This is a genomic window from Desulforhabdus amnigena (assembly GCF_027925305.1).
Taxonomy (GTDB): domain Bacteria; phylum Desulfobacterota; class Syntrophobacteria; order Syntrophobacterales; family Syntrophobacteraceae; genus Desulforhabdus; species Desulforhabdus amnigena.
Genome location: NZ_BSDR01000001.1, coordinates 2,408,846 through 2,424,930, shown reverse-complemented (window position 1 = coordinate 2,424,930; position 16,085 = coordinate 2,408,846). Strand labels below are relative to the sequence as shown.

At 53.4% G+C, this 16,085-nt stretch carries 12 protein-coding genes; 3 read left to right on the top strand and 9 right to left on the bottom strand.

Translation table 11 applies throughout. The annotated features are described in order from the left end of the window. Positions 1 to 2 precede the first annotated feature (2 nt). Positions 3 to 2,006 (bottom strand): proton-conducting transporter transmembrane domain-containing protein, encoded by a 2,004-nt coding sequence (locus tag QMG16_RS10320; RefSeq protein WP_281794028.1) that lies wholly within the window; start codon positions 2,004 to 2,006, stop codon positions 3 to 5. A gap of 161 nt (positions 2,007 to 2,167) precedes the next feature. Further along, on the bottom strand, positions 2,168 to 2,650 hold the full coding sequence (locus QMG16_RS10315) for a polyhydroxyalkanoate synthesis regulator DNA-binding domain-containing protein (RefSeq protein ID WP_281794027.1): 483 nt from the start codon (positions 2,648 to 2,650) through the stop codon (positions 2,168 to 2,170). A gap of 305 nt (positions 2,651 to 2,955) precedes the next feature. On the opposite strand from QMG16_RS10315, the gene QMG16_RS10310 reads away from it, so the two are divergent. From QMG16_RS10310 to QMG16_RS10300, 3 genes are all read left to right on the top strand, one after another. After that, positions 2,956 to 3,231 (top strand): hypothetical protein, encoded by a 276-nt coding sequence (locus tag QMG16_RS10310; RefSeq protein WP_281794025.1) that lies wholly within the window; start codon positions 2,956 to 2,958, stop codon positions 3,229 to 3,231. A gap of 52 nt (positions 3,232 to 3,283) precedes the next feature. Then, positions 3,284 to 4,900 (top strand): hypothetical protein, encoded by a 1,617-nt coding sequence (locus QMG16_RS10305; protein WP_281794024.1) that lies wholly within the window; start codon positions 3,284 to 3,286, stop codon positions 4,898 to 4,900. Positions 4,901 to 5,027: 127 nt separating this feature from the next. After that, entirely contained in the window at positions 5,028 to 5,531 is a 504-nt protein-coding gene (locus QMG16_RS10300; RefSeq protein WP_281794022.1) for a hypothetical protein, read from the top strand. A 100-nt stretch (positions 5,532 to 5,631) separates the two neighbouring features. On the opposite strand, the gene QMG16_RS10295 is transcribed toward QMG16_RS10300, so the two are convergent. The 7 genes from QMG16_RS10295 to QMG16_RS10265 all read right to left on the bottom strand — a co-directional run bounded on the left by QMG16_RS10295 (position 5,632) and on the right by QMG16_RS10265 (position 15,968). After that, the gene (locus tag QMG16_RS10295) at positions 5,632 to 6,051 is read right to left on the bottom strand and encodes a MaoC family dehydratase (protein WP_281794021.1); all 420 of its coding nucleotides are present in this window, start codon (positions 6,049 to 6,051) and stop codon (positions 5,632 to 5,634) included. 62 nt (positions 6,052 to 6,113) lie between these two features. Beyond that, positions 6,114 to 7,163, bottom strand: a complete 1,050-nt coding sequence (locus QMG16_RS10290; RefSeq protein WP_281794020.1) for a GAF domain-containing protein — start codon at positions 7,161 to 7,163, stop codon at positions 6,114 to 6,116. Further along, the gene (phaC, locus tag QMG16_RS10285) at positions 7,160 to 8,374 is read right to left on the bottom strand and encodes a class III poly(R)-hydroxyalkanoic acid synthase subunit PhaC (protein WP_281794018.1); all 1,215 of its coding nucleotides are present in this window, start codon (positions 8,372 to 8,374) and stop codon (positions 7,160 to 7,162) included. The genes QMG16_RS10290 and phaC overlap by 4 nt, the downstream gene beginning before the upstream one ends. Positions 8,375 to 8,409: 35 nt before the next feature. Next, positions 8,410 to 9,324: a poly(R)-hydroxyalkanoic acid synthase subunit PhaE gene (locus QMG16_RS10280; RefSeq protein ID WP_281794017.1), complete on the bottom strand. Its 915-nt coding sequence runs from the start codon at positions 9,322 to 9,324 to the stop codon at positions 8,410 to 8,412. Between the two features lie 414 nt (positions 9,325 to 9,738). Continuing rightward, positions 9,739 to 13,005, bottom strand: a complete 3,267-nt coding sequence (locus QMG16_RS10275; RefSeq protein WP_281794015.1) for an efflux RND transporter permease subunit — start codon at positions 13,003 to 13,005, stop codon at positions 9,739 to 9,741. Continuing rightward, a complete protein-coding gene (locus QMG16_RS10270) occupies positions 12,986 to 14,641 on the bottom strand; it encodes an efflux RND transporter periplasmic adaptor subunit (RefSeq protein WP_281794014.1) in 1,656 nt (551 codons plus the stop codon). The genes QMG16_RS10275 and QMG16_RS10270 overlap by 20 nt, the downstream gene beginning before the upstream one ends. A gap of 16 nt (positions 14,642 to 14,657) precedes the next feature. Continuing rightward, entirely contained in the window at positions 14,658 to 15,968 is a 1,311-nt protein-coding gene (locus QMG16_RS10265) for a TolC family protein (RefSeq protein WP_281794012.1), read from the bottom strand. Positions 15,969 to 16,085 lie beyond the last annotated feature (117 nt).

The window sequence follows — 16,085 nt, the reverse complement described above, 5'->3', positions numbered from 1 at the left end:
GATCATCTCAGGTTCCAGATCAGAAGAGCCAGAAGGGTCAGGGCGATATAGAGTATATAGAGCTGGACGTGTCCCTCCTGGAGCCAGCGCAGCTTCAGTGCGAGCCGTTCCACGCCGAGGAATAGGGGGCGGTAGATCGCATTTCGAAAGATATCCGTAGGTTCCGTTTTCAGGGTGGCATAGTGCGGAAAAAGGCCATCGGGTTTATCGAAGACCCGGCCGGGCCTGAGAATACCCTGGAACATCTTTATGAGAGGAGCGGCGAAGGAGGATGCCGTGTACTGCATGCGCGCCGTGGGGTGGATATAGCCGCAATCCCAGGTGTCCGCTTCCTCGACGGTGCGGTTGGCGAGCAGACTTTGCTTCAGCCAGGCCACGAGAGAAACCGCCAGGATGAGAAGAACGCTTCCGGCCGCGATCCATTTCAAGGGGAGCATGGCGACGGAAATATGGCTTTGCACGTTGAGGGAACGATATCCCGTCACCACAGTCACCGCCGGATAAAGGATTTTCATGATGAGGGGAGCGCAAAACGCGATGAGGGCACACAAAGCGGCCAAGGCACCCATGGGGAGGCTCATTCCCCATGAAGACTCGTGTGCGTGAGCGGTGTGAGCGCTTCTCGGTTCCCCCAGAAAAACGATGCCGAAAGCCTTTGCAAAGCAGGCGAGGGCCAACCCGCCGATCAGGGCGAGTCCCACGATCACCACAAAGCCTGTAAGGGCCATGGAGGGGGCCTGGACACTTCCGAACGCACCCATATAGATGAGAAATTCACTGACAAAACCATTGAGAGGCGGCAGTCCGGAGATGGCGACAGATCCGACGAGAAATGTCGCCGAGGTCCAGGGCATTTTCTTGATCAAACCGCCCAAATGATCCAGTTCCCCCGTGCCCGTTGCATGCATGACGGAACCCGCTCCCAGGAAGAGCAGCCCCTTGAAAAAGGCGTGATTGATCACGTGCAGCAGCCCCCCGCCAAAGCCCAGGACGGCAAGGACCGGAAGGTCCGTGCTGATTCCGAGAACGCCCAAACCGAGACCGAGAGTGATGATGCCGATATTTTCAACGCTGTGGTAAGCCAGGAGCCGTTTCATATCGTGCTGGGCCAGGGCGAACAAGACGCCGAGGATTCCGGAAATGAGGCCGATCCCGAGCAACAGCCATCCCCACCAGGGTGCCGGGGGTCCCAGCAGGGTCATAATCCGGAGCAGGCCATAGATGCCTGTTTTGATCATGGCGCCGGACATGACGGCGGAAACGTGGCTCGGAGCGGCTGGATGGGCTTCTGGGAGCCAGACATGAAAGGGTACCAGCCCCGCTTTGGTTCCGAAGCCGACGAGCGCAAGGACGAAGGCGATATTTGCGATGGAGGAAATGTCTGTCCCCGTGAATCGGTCGAAGTCGAGGATTTCCGTTCCCGCCTGGTGGCCGAGCATCAGGAAGAGAATAAAGAGAAAGGCGGTTCCGAGGTGAGTGGCCGTAAGGTAGGTCCAACCCGCGCGGCGCACGCTTTCCTTTTCGTTTTCGAAAGTGACCAGGAAAAAGGAGGAGAGCGACATGATTTCCCAGACCATCAGGAAGAGGATGCCGTTGCGTGCGACAACCACCAGTACCATGCCGGCGATGAGCAGGTTATAAAAGAACCAGAAGGCGCCGAGACTTTTGTGGTTCCCGTAGGACGTCATGTACCGGCGGCCGTAAACCGCCGCCAGGGCGCCGAGCACAAAGATGGGAATCAGGAAAAATGCAGAGAGGGCATCGATTTCCAGAAAAAAGGAAGCGTATGGAATGTTCCAGGGAAAATAGAGTCTTTCAACTGTCCCGCTCAGCAGGGTGTGAACGGCCGGCGCCAATCCCAGGATACAGCCCGCAACAGCCCCGGCAGGCCCAAGGGCATTGGTCCACTGCCTGTTCTTACCGGCAAGAAGCGATGAGAACCCGGAACAGCATAAAGTAGTCAGAGCGATGAGCAGGAGCAGCATGGCGAACTGAGAAATCTCCATGGGACTACATTTTTATTCTGCATGAGCCGCAAGATAACGAGAAACAAGTCACAGGAACGGCAAAATGTTCCTGAAAGTTCCAAATGTCAAGCACGAAATTTACAGTTGAATGTTCAAATTCCTCCCTTGAGGAGAGCAAGGGGGGGTGAAGAGGAAGATCCTCACTCCTTACTTTTCCCGTTCCTCTTGCTTTTCAGTTTTTTGGCCCAATCTGAAAAAGATTCGAGGATGGATTCCATGGACATGAACGGCGGAAATCCTCCGGGGGTGAGGCTCGAAATATCCATGCTTTTACCGAGCCATGCCTTGAATTGCTCATCGAGGGCCGACTTGTAGGTGAGATAGTTCTTGATGGAGAGTTCCAGGTATTTTTCGAAAAATTCGCTGAGGACATTTCCCCCGTAGCGGATAACGAGATGGAGAAGGGGAGCGGGCAAAAGCGCATTCTTGTTTTTTGCTTCTTCCACAATGATCTGAGTCAGTATGAAGGCGGTGACATCCTCTCCGGTTTTCGCGTCCAACACTCGAACCCGTCTTCCTTCTTTAATGATATCAGATATTTGACTTAAAGTGACATAGGCGCTTTTCTCTGTATTGTACAGGCGCCTGTTGGGATATCTCTTAAACACTACATGATCGGTCATGGCATGTCCCTGCGCATGGTATCTGAAAATGGATTTATGGTACGATGCAATAAAAATTATTTCCACTGAGTCGTTTTGTTTTCATTTAAAATGAATCAATTTTTTAACTAACATGAATCACTATAAAATTCTATAATCGTTTTTACCGCTCGATAAAAAATAACCGAATAAAAAATGTTGCATTGCAGCATTTTTTATTGACAACAGCATCGTTGTCATTACAATTACTTTTATACGGCACCGAACGGATTCGGGAGATTCAATTTCAATCAATCATTTATCGGAAGGCAGGAGGTTTTACGGATATGATGGAACCGCTCAAAATGGCAAAACAGATGATCGAATTCAACAAGGCAACTTTCGACAACACTTTTAACGCCATGGTCCTTATTCAGGAGCAGACGGAAAAGGCGGTCAACACTTTCCTGGAGCAGGCCGCATGGTTGCCCGAAGAAGGCAAGAAACTCTTGAACGAATGGGTCGCCAACTACAAGAAGGGTCGGGAAGAGTTTAAGAAAAATGTAGATGAGAGCTACAAGAAGGTGGAAGCTTATTTCAGCGAAGCCGGCAAGAACGAATAAGAACTTATCCAAAAAACCCCTCACCCCCTCGGGGTGAGGAGGGGGGGCATCGATGAACAATCATTTTGACGCCGTCCATGATTCAATAAACTGTTTGATTCGTGCGGTTGAAAAACTTCCTGAATGGAATCGGAAGATTCTGGAGGCGTCCCTCAACGAGGCGAAAAGCGCTCAGATCTACTGGAATGCCATTCTCAAATACACGAACGAGTTTATGGCTCCGTATTGGACCGCCCTGAAATCCTTTTCCAACCTGGAAAAAATCAAGGCGCTGGATTCTCCACCGGAACAAACCGCCAGGGATTATCTCGAACTGCTGCAGTTCAACATCCAGATCGCGAACAAAGGCCTTGCCAACACGTTCAGGATGGCCAGTGATTACCACTCCCGCAAGATGTATGAATTCCTTGCTGCAACCCTGAATACTTTTCTTGCGTCTGAAGGAGAGGATATTGCCGGCTATACGGACCGGCAACTGCGCCTCCTGGACCTGGTCGTCAACGTCTACCCCAAGGCAATCCGGGATATCAAGGCGGAATACGGGTTTCATTTCGAGAGCGGCGGCTACAGCAAGGTGGCAGAGACGGACCGCTTCGAGCTCTACCAGGTTTTTCCCCTGGATAAGGCGGTTCAAGTCAGGGAAGACGGTAAACCCATCATGATCGTTCCCCCTTATGTACTGGGCGCCAACATTCTAGCCTTTCTGCCGGCGGAAAACAAAAGCTATGTCCATTGTTATGCAAACCAGGGGATTCCGACCTATATCCGCATCCTGAAGGACATCGATACGACGCCGGCGGTACAGACCATGACGGGAGAAGACGATGCTCGCGATACCCGCTATTTTTGTGAGCAGCTCAAGGCCAGGCATGGAAGACCGGTTACCTTGAACGGCTATTGCCAGGGCGGATTCATAAGTGTGGTAAACCTCCTGTCCGGGGAACTGGACGGATTGGTGGACGCCCTCATTACTTGTGTTGCGCCCATGGATGGAACGCGAAGCAAGTCCCTGGTCGAGTATCTCTCCCATCTGCCCCCCCGTTTCAGGGACCTGGGGTATGCGTTGAAAACATTGCCCAACGGGAACCAGGTGGTGGACGGTAAGGTGATGAGCTGGGTCTACAAGCTGAAAAGCATTGAAACAGAGGCTCCCATATTCACTTTTTACAGGGATCTCCTGATGTTTGACAGATCCGACGGGAAACCGCCGGAAATCAGCAAAACGGCGGCAGCCGTCAACCATTGGTTGCTTTACGATCAAAAGGATATTCCACGGGCGATCACCCAGATGAGCTTCGATTCCTACACCATCCCCGTGAGCGAGGATGGAACGCTTCCCGTGAAGATCTTTGGTCGTTCTCTTAATTTCAAGCGGTTGAAAGAGATGGGTATTCAGTGGCTCATCTGTATCGGGGAAAGCGACGACCTGGTGGACGAGAGAGCGTCTCTTGCAGCCCTGGATTTCGTGGAAGCGGAGGTCTCCGTTTTTCCCAAGGGGCACGGAGCCATAGCCACCTCCTGGTCTATGCCTACGTCCGCATGTGCCCTTCATTCATGTTTCGTTCATAAATCGTCCCGTTTCGATACCACCGAGTGCCGGGGACCGGTCCGCTTCCAGTTGGATTTGCAGAACGCGGGCAATGATGTCGGTTATACCGTGAACGGTTGAAACCTTGACTTTTGAGGGACATCAAGAAGTCGGGATCTCATTCGCACGGAACGTAAGTCGGGTGCCTGTTTGAAATGGGGATCCTCATGAGGCGATCAGGTGGTCAAAGTTTAAGGAGAAACATCATATGGACAGACAGTTTCTGGAATTCTGGGGCAACTACCTGCTGAATGTCGCCAAGGGCCAAAAACAAATGGAAGAAGTGACGGAATGGATCCGGAAGGGCTTCAGCGGTTTTGAGGAAATGAATTCCCTTTTCAGGAAGATTTACGGGCTGGACAAGACTCCCCAGGGGACTCCCGATTACTTCAAGGCATGGAAAAAAGCCCAGGTGGATTTCAAGAAATCCTTCACGGATTATTTGAACCTTCTGGGGGTTGTGCCCCTCGACGTACATTTAGAGCTGGTGAGAAAATACGAGGAGCTCAAAGAAAAGGTCGCCTCGCAGGAAGAGACGATCAAGCATTTGCGGATGTTGTTGGCGGAATCACAAGGCGCCAATTCCGCCGAGGTGGCCCGGCACTTCGATGAACTCATCAAAAAGCAGAGCGATCAGTTTCAAAACCTCATAGAGGGTTTCAACAAGATGTTCAAGAAAGATTCGGTCCGGTCCGAAGGCGAGCAGGAATAGACAGGATTGGTGTGGTGAAAATCAGGCTAAATGGATCCGTAGATTACGCAGATTAAAGGTAAAATAATTCTTCATCTGCGCAATCTGCGGGTAAAGTTTGTCACCCTCGCGGAGGGCTCACGATGGCTTCGCCGTCCAGGACCAGGGTCCCTTCCTGGTTGGCGCATGTCGTCTTGAGCCTGATCCGTTTCTTCTCCGCAATGATCTCGATTACTTCAACTCGAGCCGTAATCGTATCGCCGATGCGAACGGGTGCGAGAAAGTCGAGTTCCTGCCGGATATAGATCGTCCCGGGCCCCGGAAGCTGCATGGCGATGACCGCCGAGATGAATCCCGCTCCCAGCATGCCGTGGGCGATCCGGGTCTTGAAGAAAGTTTTCTGTGCGTAGGCTTCGTTGATGTGGGCCGGATTGAAGTCGCCGGTCACTCCAGCGTAAAGATACACGTCCGATTCAGAAACCGTTTTTGAAAATTCCGCAGTGTCGCCCATCTTGATTTCACTCAGGGTCTTTCCTCTCATGAACCACTCCTCGCTTGCATTTATTTTTCAAGGTTCGATTCGCTGCAGCACAAATCTCGTGTTTAAAACCAGGCCCGGTGGCTCCAGATGTTTTCTCTTAAGTCCTTCACGTCACTCTCGAGCATCAGGTAAAGGGAAGCGTTCTGGATGGCTAGGCCGCCCAGGTGAGCCAGAACGGTGCCAAACAGGATCTCCTCTTCCGTGAACTCGCGCCTTGTTCCGCTGTAGAGCCTCATCACCCCGATCACCTTCTCTCCGGCCTTGATGGGGATGGAGAGAATGGAGACGATCCCTTCTTTTTCCTTTTCCTTCTTGTGCTGTACCCTCTCATCGGTTAAGGCATCACGGACCACCACCAGTTCGCCGGCGAGGGTTTCCTGGACACTCTTATCCAGGGTCAAGGGGCCTCTTTTCAAATACTCCTCACTCAGCCCGTAGCTCGCCACGAAATCCAGAGTATTTCTATTTTCATTCACAAGGAGGATCGATGAGGCCTTTACCTTGAAGTATTCCGCAACATCGGCGGTCAGGATGTGCAGGATCTTCTTGAGGTCCAGGCTCGACTGGATGTTGACGGCCAGGTCCAGGAGGATGCCGGTGTTTTGCTTTATCTTGCCAAAGAGACGCGCATGTTCTATGGCCATGCTAGCCTGCTCCCCCATGGCCATCAGGAAGTCGATCTCGGCTTGAGTAAAAACACGCGGGCTGCCGGTATAAAGACAGAGGCCCCCGATGAGTTTGCCTCCCTTGACTCGCATGGGGACAACCAGTATGGAAGCGATTCCTTCCTGCTTTTTGACCTCCAGGTTGTCCAACCTGGTGTCGCTGGTGGCATCCTCTACAAAAAGATAGTTTTCTTTTTCAAGGAAGAAGACGAGCTTGCGAGGTGCTGTGAATCCCGAGCGAAGGTAATTTTCCGACAGCCCCCTCTGAGCCACGGGAAGAAATTCCTCTTTTTCTTCGTCGAGCAGAAAGAGAAGGGCGGCCTTCACCTTCATGGTGTCAATAGCACTGTCCACAATCAGGTGCAGCAGTTCGTCATGATTCAAGGTGGTCCAAAAGGCTCTGCTCACCTTGCAAATGGCCTTGAAGTAATCATTTTCACGGTTCATGATTTGCTCTCCCTGGGGTCCTGCTTTCTTGTCTTCGAAGAAGCTGCAGCTTGTGTTTTTCTCGTTTTGGCCGCATCTTTCCGAACGCTCGAAATATTACTCACGTCCTTTCTGCTGACTTGGGTCGCCCCGGTTTCATCCCTTTCTTTCAGCCATCCAACGATCTTCGGCGTCAGTTCCCTCTGGCACTTTGAACTCACGTAGATTCCTATGTGGCCGGTATTGAGACAAATGTCTTCGGTGTCCTTGCTTCCCACCCTGCTGGTGAGATGTTCACACGCTTCGGGCGGAACCAGGTGGTCGTAACGGCCATAAATGTTCAGGAGAGGCATGGTGACGTTCTTTAGGTCGACACGCCGTCCTCCCAGTTCCATCTTGCTTTGGATGAGCAAATTCTTCTGGTAACAGTCCTTTATGAATTGCCGGAAGGTCTCTCCAGGAACGTCCGGGCTGTCAAAAATCCATTTTTCCATGCGTATGAAGTTTTCCACGAAGACCTTGTCGTCCATGTTCTCCAGAAAACCGACATACTTGTCGAGCATGAGACGGGCGGGATTGAGCAGCAAAAAACCCATGTTGAGCAAATCTCCGGGCATATTGCCATAAGTATCCACCATCCGGTCCACGTCGATTCCCTTCATCCAGATATGGAGAAGGCCCTTGTCCGTATCGAAGTTGCTCGGGGTCACCGTGGTGATCAGGTTTTGCACCTTTTCGGGATGTAGGGCCGAATACATGATGGAAAAGCTCCCACCCATACAGATCCCCATGAGGTTGATCCTGGGGAGCTTGTGACGGTGAAGAATGAAGTCGATAACGTTGGACATGTAGCCGTTCACGTGGTCGTCTATGGTGAGATAGCGATCTTTGCGGGCCGGATAACCCCAGTCGATCATGTAGAGATCGACCCCTTCGTCGAGGAGGTTTTGCACCACGCTTCTTCCCGGTTGCAGATCAAGCATGGTTTCCCGGTTGATGAGGGCATACACCATGAGAAGTGGTGTTTTGAGTTGCGTCTTTTGGGTTGGAATATAATGCTTGAGTTTGACCCGGTCCTCCTCGTAGAGGACCTCGTAAGGGGTTGTGGCAATGCTTGTATCGAGCGGACCCAGCAGCACGTCCTTGGATTTTAGGATGCGATCCTGTGATTTCTCGACATCTTCCGCCAGCTTGTTCAAAATGAGATCGACTGGAATTTTGATTGGACTCATGGGAAGCTCTCCCTTATTGACTTGCTACCGTCATTTCAGAATGGGACCGAAGTTTCCTGCTCAGCCATTTTTTTCTTCATCTCTTTAACGGTCTTTTTCAGCAGGTAGATTTCCTTGTAGAGTTCATCCATGTCCTTGTTTGTTGGAATGGGGAGGAACTGCAAGATATCGACGAGCATTTTATGCCGCGCCGTCTTGAAGTTCGCTATTGCATTGAGTGTGTTCGAGAGGGACTGGAGGTATTCCGGCGACTTGAAGAGGGTCATATAGTGGCCCTCAAGCACTTTGACCCACATGTCATAGTAGTCTTTGAAGTTTTCGGAGAGTTTTCCCTCCCGGGAGAGTTCTTCGAGCTTTTCTTCCATCACGCGGAGCGATTTTTCGACGGGAAGAGAAAGCATCTGGAAAAACTCGGCGACGGCTGTCTGATAGAGATTGAAGCTATCGAGAGCCTCGTTCATTCTCTCCTGATAGGAACGGGTAAGTCCCAACTGCGGAGACTTGAGAAACGGCCGAATTTCTTTCTCATAGAGTTCCCTCCAAGCTTTGAAGGTGTTCTGGTCGAGGTTTTCGAAATGATAAGCCTGTCCCGGTTCCGAGAGATTTCCCATCTTTTTCAGCCATTGTTGATAAAAAGCGGAATACCCCTCCATTGCCGTGCGTGCTATTTTCATAGCAATTTCAGGGGAGGTGCTCGCCCCGCTGAGGAACGCTTCCACGGATTCCGGGGTGCTCATGCTCGAAAGCAAACCCTGCCATAATTTGAATGCATTTTGCCACGATTCCTGAGTCCGGTCCTTAAAACCGCCGACCGACGTGGAACCGTTCTTCGGCGCTTCCGAGGGTGGAGACCACATTTTTGCACCGGACATCCAGAAGTCTGTAGCCGATTTCATCCATGCAGCCAGTAAAGAATCCATATTGCCCTTTTCTTGGCTATCCTGATTCATGATTCAACTCGCTCTTTCAAATTTAAAAGTAATAAGAATGATCAAAGCATCCCGATCGCTGAGAGGACTTTCTTCTTGCGGGCTTTTAGATCGCTGACTTGAAAGCAAAACTTTTGCCGTTTCCCAGGTAGTAGAGGCCCTGTTGTGGCAATCCAGAGAGGGTGGTAGAAAAAGACATGCTCCTTTGAAGATGATTTATCCATAAAACGGAAAGAAAGGAGAAGCGCTCATAAAACTTTACGTAAATATATGCCGAGTAGTGACCATTTTCAAGGCAATTCAAACTTCTCCCTCCTGATTGACTGACAAAATGAAAAAAAAGAGGGAAGGGGGCTTGGGCTTCCTATTATGCTTCCCATCCGGAAGGAAGAGGGTGGATCATCCGGTTCTCTTCGAGTGAGCGCTATGAGCGCCTCACGCCGCCTCCTTTTTGACATAGAAATGCCATCGCCACAGCTCGTAGATGGCTGGATAAACCAGGAGCTCCATGATGAAGGAGGTGAAGATGCCGCCGATCATGGGGGCGGCGATGCGCTTCATGACATCGGCTCCGGACCCTGTGGACCACATGATGGGAACGAGGCTCATGAACATCACGGCAACGGTCATAAACTTCGGCCGAAGCCGCTTTACGGCTCCCTCCACGATGGCCTCTCGCAGTTCGTCCTTCGTTTTCATGAGACCCTGCTTCACCCTGTCGTAGTAAGCCAGGTCCAGGTAAAGGAGCATGAAAACCCCGGTTTCTGCATCGACTCCGAGAAGAGCGATGAGTCCCACCCAGACGGCGATACTCATGTTGTAGTCGAGCAGATGCAGGAAAAGTATCGCTCCCACGGCGGAGAAGGGTACGGCCAGGAAGATGATCAGGGTCTTAGCCACGGAGCCTGTGTTGAAGTAAAGGAGGAGAAAGATGATAAAGAGGGTGATGGGGACCACAACCGAAAGGCGTTCGCGAACGCGCTGCATGAATTCGTACTGACCGCTCCAGACCAACCGGTATCCGGGCGGAAGCTGCACTTGCTCGGCCACCGCCTTTTTTGCATCGACCACGTAACTTCCCACATCCCTTTCGGCAACATCCACGTAGACATAGCCGCTGAGGCGCGCGTTCTCATCCCGGATCATACCGGGGCCGTAGAGGAGCTTGATGTCGGCAAGCTGTTCCATGGGGATTTCGGCTCCACCGGGAGTCGGCACCAGGACGCGCTTGAGCTGTTCGACCGTACTCCGGTAATCCCGAAGGTACCGCACGTTCACCGGATAGCGCTCCCGGCCCTCGACGGTGGTGGTGATGTTCTCTCCTCCGATGGCGGACATGATGACCATCTGGACCTGGCCTATGGTGAGACCGTAGCGGGCAAGCTCGGACCTCTTGAGATCGAAATCGAGAAAATACCCTCCGGCTGTTCTTTCGGCAAAAACGCTCGTCGTGCCGGGGACCGTCCTCAGAGCTGCCTCCATGTGCCGGCCGATCTCCTGGATTTTTTCGAGGTTCGGCCCGAGAATCTTGATGCCGACGGGAGTTCTCACTCCCGTTGAGAGCATGTCTATGCGGGCACGGATGGGCATCGTCCATGCGTTGACGAGTCCGGGGAAATTCATGGCCTCGTTCAACCCTCCGGGGCCGTAGATGAGCTCCTGGGTGGTTTTGTGATCGGGCCAGGCGCGGCGCAGCATCCCGTGCGTCCACTCGGGCAGCCGGTCCGTGTACCATCGCTTGACTCTGGGCCACCGGGCTGGGGGCTTCAAAACCACTACCGTCTCCATCATGGAAAAAGGTGCCGGATCAGTTGCGGTCTCAGCTCGTCCCGCTTTTCCAAAGACACTTTCCACCTCGGGAAAGCTTTTCAAGACCTTGTCCTGCGTTTGAAGCAATGCCTGCGCCTCGGTGACCGATATGCCCGGAAGGGTTGTGGGCATATAGAGGAGCACCCCTTCATCGAGGGGCGGCATGAATTCCGATCCCAGCCGCATGAATGCCGGAATGGTGAGAATCACCGTAAGCACGGCGGCCATGATGGTCGGCCAGGGATGCCGGAGAACGAATTCGACAAAGGGGTGATAGAGCCTCATGAGCGGCCGGCTTATGGGATGGTTCTCCTCCTTGTGGATCGTCCCGACGAGTATCCCGTTCACCATCTTCGACAGAAGACGGGGGCGGAATTGAAACCGTTTTGTCCTGATGAGAAGCAGGACAATGGCTGGAAGTAGTGTGATGGAGAGGAACGCGGCAATCCCCATGGCGAAATTCTTCGTGAAGGCCAGGGGCTTGAAGAGCCTTCCCTCCTGAGCCTCCAGTGTAAATATGGGCATGAAGGAAACTGCGATCACCAGCAGGGCGAAGAAGCTCGGTCCGCCCACTTCCTTCAAAGCCCCGAGAATCACCTCCCTGAAGTTTTCCCTTCTTCCGGCCGCTTCCCAATGTTCCATCTTCTTGTGGAGCTGCTCGACCATAACGATGGAAGCGTCCACCATGGCGCCTATGGCGATGGCAATGCCGCCGAGGCTCATGATGTTGGCCGTGAGCCCCATCCAATACATGGGGATGAAGGAGAGGATCACCGCTATGGGAATAGAGAGGATGGGAATGACGGCGCTCGGCACGTGCCACAGGAATATCAGAATGAGGACGCTTACAATCGTGAGCTCTTCCAGGAGCGTTCCCTTGAGGGTCTCGATGGAGCGCTCGATGAGGTCGGCACGGTCGTAGGTGTGGACGATCTTGACCCCTTCAGGAAGATTCGGTTCGAGTTCGGCAAGCCTTTCCCTCACCCGTTCGATCACCCGAAGAGCGTTCTCCCCGTAGCGCATGATGACGATTCCGCCGACGACATCCCCCTCGCCGTCGAGGTCGGCAACTCCCCGCCTCATGTCGGGGCCGAGCACCACGGTGCCGATATGCTTGACCAGGATCGGAACCCCCGTCTGCTGGTTCACTCCGACGACGATGTTTTCTACATCCTCGACGGATTTGATGTAGCCCCGGCCCCGCACCATGTACTCCCGTCCTGAGAACTCGACGAGCTTTCCGCCCACATCGTTGTTTCCATCCTTTATGGCCTCGACCACCTTGTCGATGGGGATGTCGTAGCCCAGCAGGGCGTTGGGATCGACGTTTACCTGGTACTGACGAACAAAGCCCCCGATGGGGGCGACTTCAGCCACTCCGGGAACCGACTGGAGCTCGAATCGCAGGAACCAGTCCTGGAGACTTCGAAGTTCGGCGAGATTGTGCTTCCCCGTGGTATCGACCAGCGCATACTCGAAGACCCAGCCTATGGCCGTTTCATCTCTTGCGAGCTCGACTTCTACGCCCTGGGGAAGTCTTGGAAGAATGTTGCTCAGGTATTCCAGGGTTCGAGACCTCGCCCAGTAGATGTCGGTCCCCTCCTCGAAGATGATGTAGACATAGGAGTAGCCAAAATCGGAAAAGCCCCGGATGTCTTTGACTCTCGGAACACCGAGCATGGAGGTAATGATGGGATAGGTCACCTGATCTTCCATGATGTCGGGGCTTCGGTCCCATCGGGAAAAGATGATTACCTGGGTGTCCGAAAGGTCGGGGATGGCATCCAGGGTGATGTGCCTCATGCAGTAGAGGCCGGAGAAGATCGCAACCACTGTGAAGAGGAAGACGAAGAACCTGTGCGTTGCACACCATTCAATGATTTTGTTGATCATGGGCTTCTCCGTTCATGGAGGGCATCGGGTGTCCCGAATGGTCGGGCTGTGCAACCGGTGGAGAAGGAGCCTGATGTTGTGAATGGTCGGGTTGGCTCATTGGCTCAGGTGGACGCGGGTGTCGTAGGTGGTCGACCGGGGTCGTTGGGGCCTCTTTGGACAGGGATGGGGCCGACGGCTTCTTCTCCTCCTCAGCCCCCGGAGCGACGCCCCCGTGAACGTGCTCCCCCATGGCGCCCACTGCCGACTTGAGCTTGCTTTCGGAATCGACCAGGAAAGTGCCTGAAGTGACGATCTTTTCGCCGGGCTTCAATCCCTTCTGAATGATGTATCGCCCCTCAACCCGTGGGCCTGTCTCGACGGTGCGGGGCTCGAAGTAGCCGTTGTCGAGAGCGACAAAAACAATCTGCTCGGTCCCCGAATCCAGGACCGCACTGGCCGGGACCGAGATGCGGACTCCAAGGTCTTTTTCGACCACCACGCTGGCGTACATGTCGGGCTTCAGGCGATAGTTCTTGTTGGGAAATTCCAGGCGAACCTTGAGGGTGCGCGTCTCTGCGTTGAGCCTGGGATAGATGTAGGTGATCTTTCCAGTAAAGGTTTCTCCAGGATGATAGCTCAGGCTCATCTTCGCCTGCTGTCCGACCTGGACCATGGGGAGCTCGTACTCGTAGATTTCGGCAAAGACCCAGATATTGGAGAGGTCCACAACAGTGTAGAGCTCAGTATCCGGTGTAACGCGAAGTCCCGGGAAAGCGTTCCTCACCTGCACGAAGCCCTTGATGGGTGAATAGAGCTTGAGGGACCGCATGGGCGAGCCGCGCTTTTCGATGGCGTCGATTTCCCGATCTGGAATGTCCCAGAGCTTCAGGCGCGCCCGGGTAGCCTGGTAAAGCGATACGGCCCCGGAGGCGATCTCTTTGAATTCGTTGTCGGCAAGAGTCTCTTTTGATTTTTTCGCAAGCAGCAGCTCCTGCTGCGTGGAATAGAGATCCGGGCTGTAAATGCTCAGGAGGGGTTGCCCCTTCTCCACGAGCATTCCCACGAAGTCGATATAGGTTTCATCGATCCATCCCTCGAATTTGGTGTGGATGTGGGCGATTTTCGTTTCATCACTTGCCAGCATTCCAACGGCACGGATGGTTTTTGTAACCGGCCCTTCGGCAACTTCTCCATATTGTACTCCAATCAGCTGTTGACGCCGGGGCTTGATTTGTACCGACCCTGGGGGAAGGCTCTCAGACGGAGCCCCCTCTTCGGCATAGACGGGAACGAGGTCCATCCCATCCGGCGCTTTACCGGGCTTGTCCGATTTGTGAGACGGGTTCATGGGGTCCACCCAGTAGAGAGGTTTCCTCTCTCCCGAAGGGGGCTTTTCCTGCGGAAAAGCCGGTACGGTTTTTCCGCTCATCTCTCTTGGAGTTTTATGCCGCAAAGCCAACCGGCCCTGGAGCAGAGCCTCGGTATCGACCCATTTGCCAATGGCGATACCGCATGCAAAGACGATGGCAAGAAAAAGGAGTCGTCCGAACCACCGTTTCTTAATCCTTGGAGATGGTGCTTCCAGTCCGTCGGAAGCCGTACCGCCAGCGGGCTGCGGATTATCCCCTGCCGTGGGATTGTCCTTGGGTTCCATGCTTGGGGTCTCCTGGTTAGCGGGTCAGCTCCATGCCCACGAGGGGCTCCAGGCGAGCGAGGGCTTTCTGGTATTCGTTGAGAGATTCATAATATTTTAACTCATAATCGAGCAGGGTAACCAGGTTGTCGATAAGAGTCAAAAAATCGACTTTCCCGGCCTGGTAGCCCGCCATGGCCGATTCGAGCGACATCCTGGACTGAGGCACGATGGCCGAATAATAAAGTTTTATCAACTGATCCGCCGTCGTTGCCGTCACGTAGGCTTCCCTTATCTTCGAGCTGATGTCGGAGACGGTTTCATTGCGCATCATCTGGGCGCTCATCAAGTTCGCCCTGGCCGCTTCGAGCTCAGGGCGCTGTCTCCTCCAAAAGTAGACAGGAAGCTTGGCTTTGATCATGATCCCGTACATATCGGACTGGTCACGCCGCTCGACATAGCTCGCTCCCAGAGCGAAATCCGGGTAATATTCCTTTTGGGCGAGCTCAACGCCGTACTGCCTCCCCTCTATCTCCCGCCTGCGTGTCTGAATAGTGGGCGACGAGGACCTGGCCATCTCCAGGAGCTCATCGAGAGAGTAAATGAGCTCCGCCTTTTCGAATTCGGCAGGCTTGCCGATGGGGGTTTCCACAGAGCGATAGAGGAGCTTGTTCATGTCCGCTTCAATAGTGTGCCGCTGCCTGTCGAGGTTGACAAGCCGATCGATGAGCTTCGAGATCTCGACCTGCGCTTTCACGACATCCTGTTGAATACCCTGGCCTGTCTGATAACGGGTCTCTGCGATTTGGGTAAAGGTGAGGAGGAGTTCCTTGTCCGTGCGCACCGTTTCCATGGATTTGTAGGTGAAGAAAAGATCGTAGTAAGCCTGTTTGATGTTGGACTTGAGCTGCAGGAGAAACTGCGCGTGACCGAGTTCCTGAACATCGGCTTCGGAGGAGGCGATTTTACCCTTGAGATCGAGTTTTCCTGGAAACGGCAGCTCCTGCTCGAGGGTATAAGTGCGCCCGGAGGTCGCATCGCCCGCGTCCAACTGCGGGAAATCCGGGCCGGCCATGTTCTGAAAAGTGAAGGTCGGATCGGGGAGCGTTCGGGCAGGCGTGACCATCTGCCTTGCGGCATGGGCCGATTGCATGGCGGCTTTGAGTCCCGGGTTCCCTTCGACGGCCGCACCAAGGAGTTCCTCAAGTGTCACCACTGCTCCCGCTTCCAAGGTCCGATGTTGATTGCCTGCCGCTTTCTTTTCAGGTTCATGGGTGTTCCGGCCGAGCGCCTGGCCGCAAATGAACAGGCCCGCCAGGCACAGGGCAAAGCTTGCAAATTGCCACATCTTCGTCGTTTTCCCTCTCACGGATCCTCCTCCTGGATCAATAGGGCCGAAAGTTACCTGGGGAAATGGATTTTCATCGTTCAAGGGTGCCGCCCCGGAATGAGAATTTACATGACA

What these genes read in the sequence shown, in the direction of transcription:
- QMG16_RS10310 (WP_281794025.1), top strand. Translation starts at nt 2,956, where the DNA reads ATGATGGAACCGCTCAAAATGGCAAAACAGATGATCGAATTCAACAAG.
- QMG16_RS10265 (WP_281794012.1), bottom strand. Translation starts at nt 15,968, where the DNA reads ATGTGGCAATTTGCAAGCTTTGCCCTGTGCCTGGCGGGCCTGTTCATT.
- phaC (WP_281794018.1), bottom strand. Translation starts at nt 8,374, where the DNA reads ATGAGTCCAATCAAAATTCCAGTCGATCTCATTTTGAACAAGCTGGCG.
- QMG16_RS10315 (WP_281794027.1), bottom strand. Translation starts at nt 2,650, where the DNA reads ATGACCGATCATGTAGTGTTTAAGAGATATCCCAACAGGCGCCTGTAC.
- QMG16_RS10300 (WP_281794022.1), top strand. Translation starts at nt 5,028, where the DNA reads ATGGACAGACAGTTTCTGGAATTCTGGGGCAACTACCTGCTGAATGTC.
- QMG16_RS10320 (WP_281794028.1), bottom strand. Translation starts at nt 2,006, where the DNA reads ATGGAGATTTCTCAGTTCGCCATGCTGCTCCTGCTCATCGCTCTGACT.
- QMG16_RS10275 (WP_281794015.1), bottom strand. Translation starts at nt 13,005, where the DNA reads ATGATCAACAAAATCATTGAATGGTGTGCAACGCACAGGTTCTTCGTC.
- QMG16_RS10270 (WP_281794014.1), bottom strand. Translation starts at nt 14,641, where the DNA reads ATGGAACCCAAGGACAATCCCACGGCAGGGGATAATCCGCAGCCCGCT.
- QMG16_RS10290 (WP_281794020.1), bottom strand. Translation starts at nt 7,163, where the DNA reads ATGAACCGTGAAAATGATTACTTCAAGGCCATTTGCAAGGTGAGCAGA.
- QMG16_RS10305 (WP_281794024.1), top strand. Translation starts at nt 3,284, where the DNA reads ATGAACAATCATTTTGACGCCGTCCATGATTCAATAAACTGTTTGATT.
- QMG16_RS10280 (WP_281794017.1), bottom strand. Translation starts at nt 9,324, where the DNA reads ATGAATCAGGATAGCCAAGAAAAGGGCAATATGGATTCTTTACTGGCT.
- QMG16_RS10295 (WP_281794021.1), bottom strand. Translation starts at nt 6,051, where the DNA reads ATGAGAGGAAAGACCCTGAGTGAAATCAAGATGGGCGACACTGCGGAA.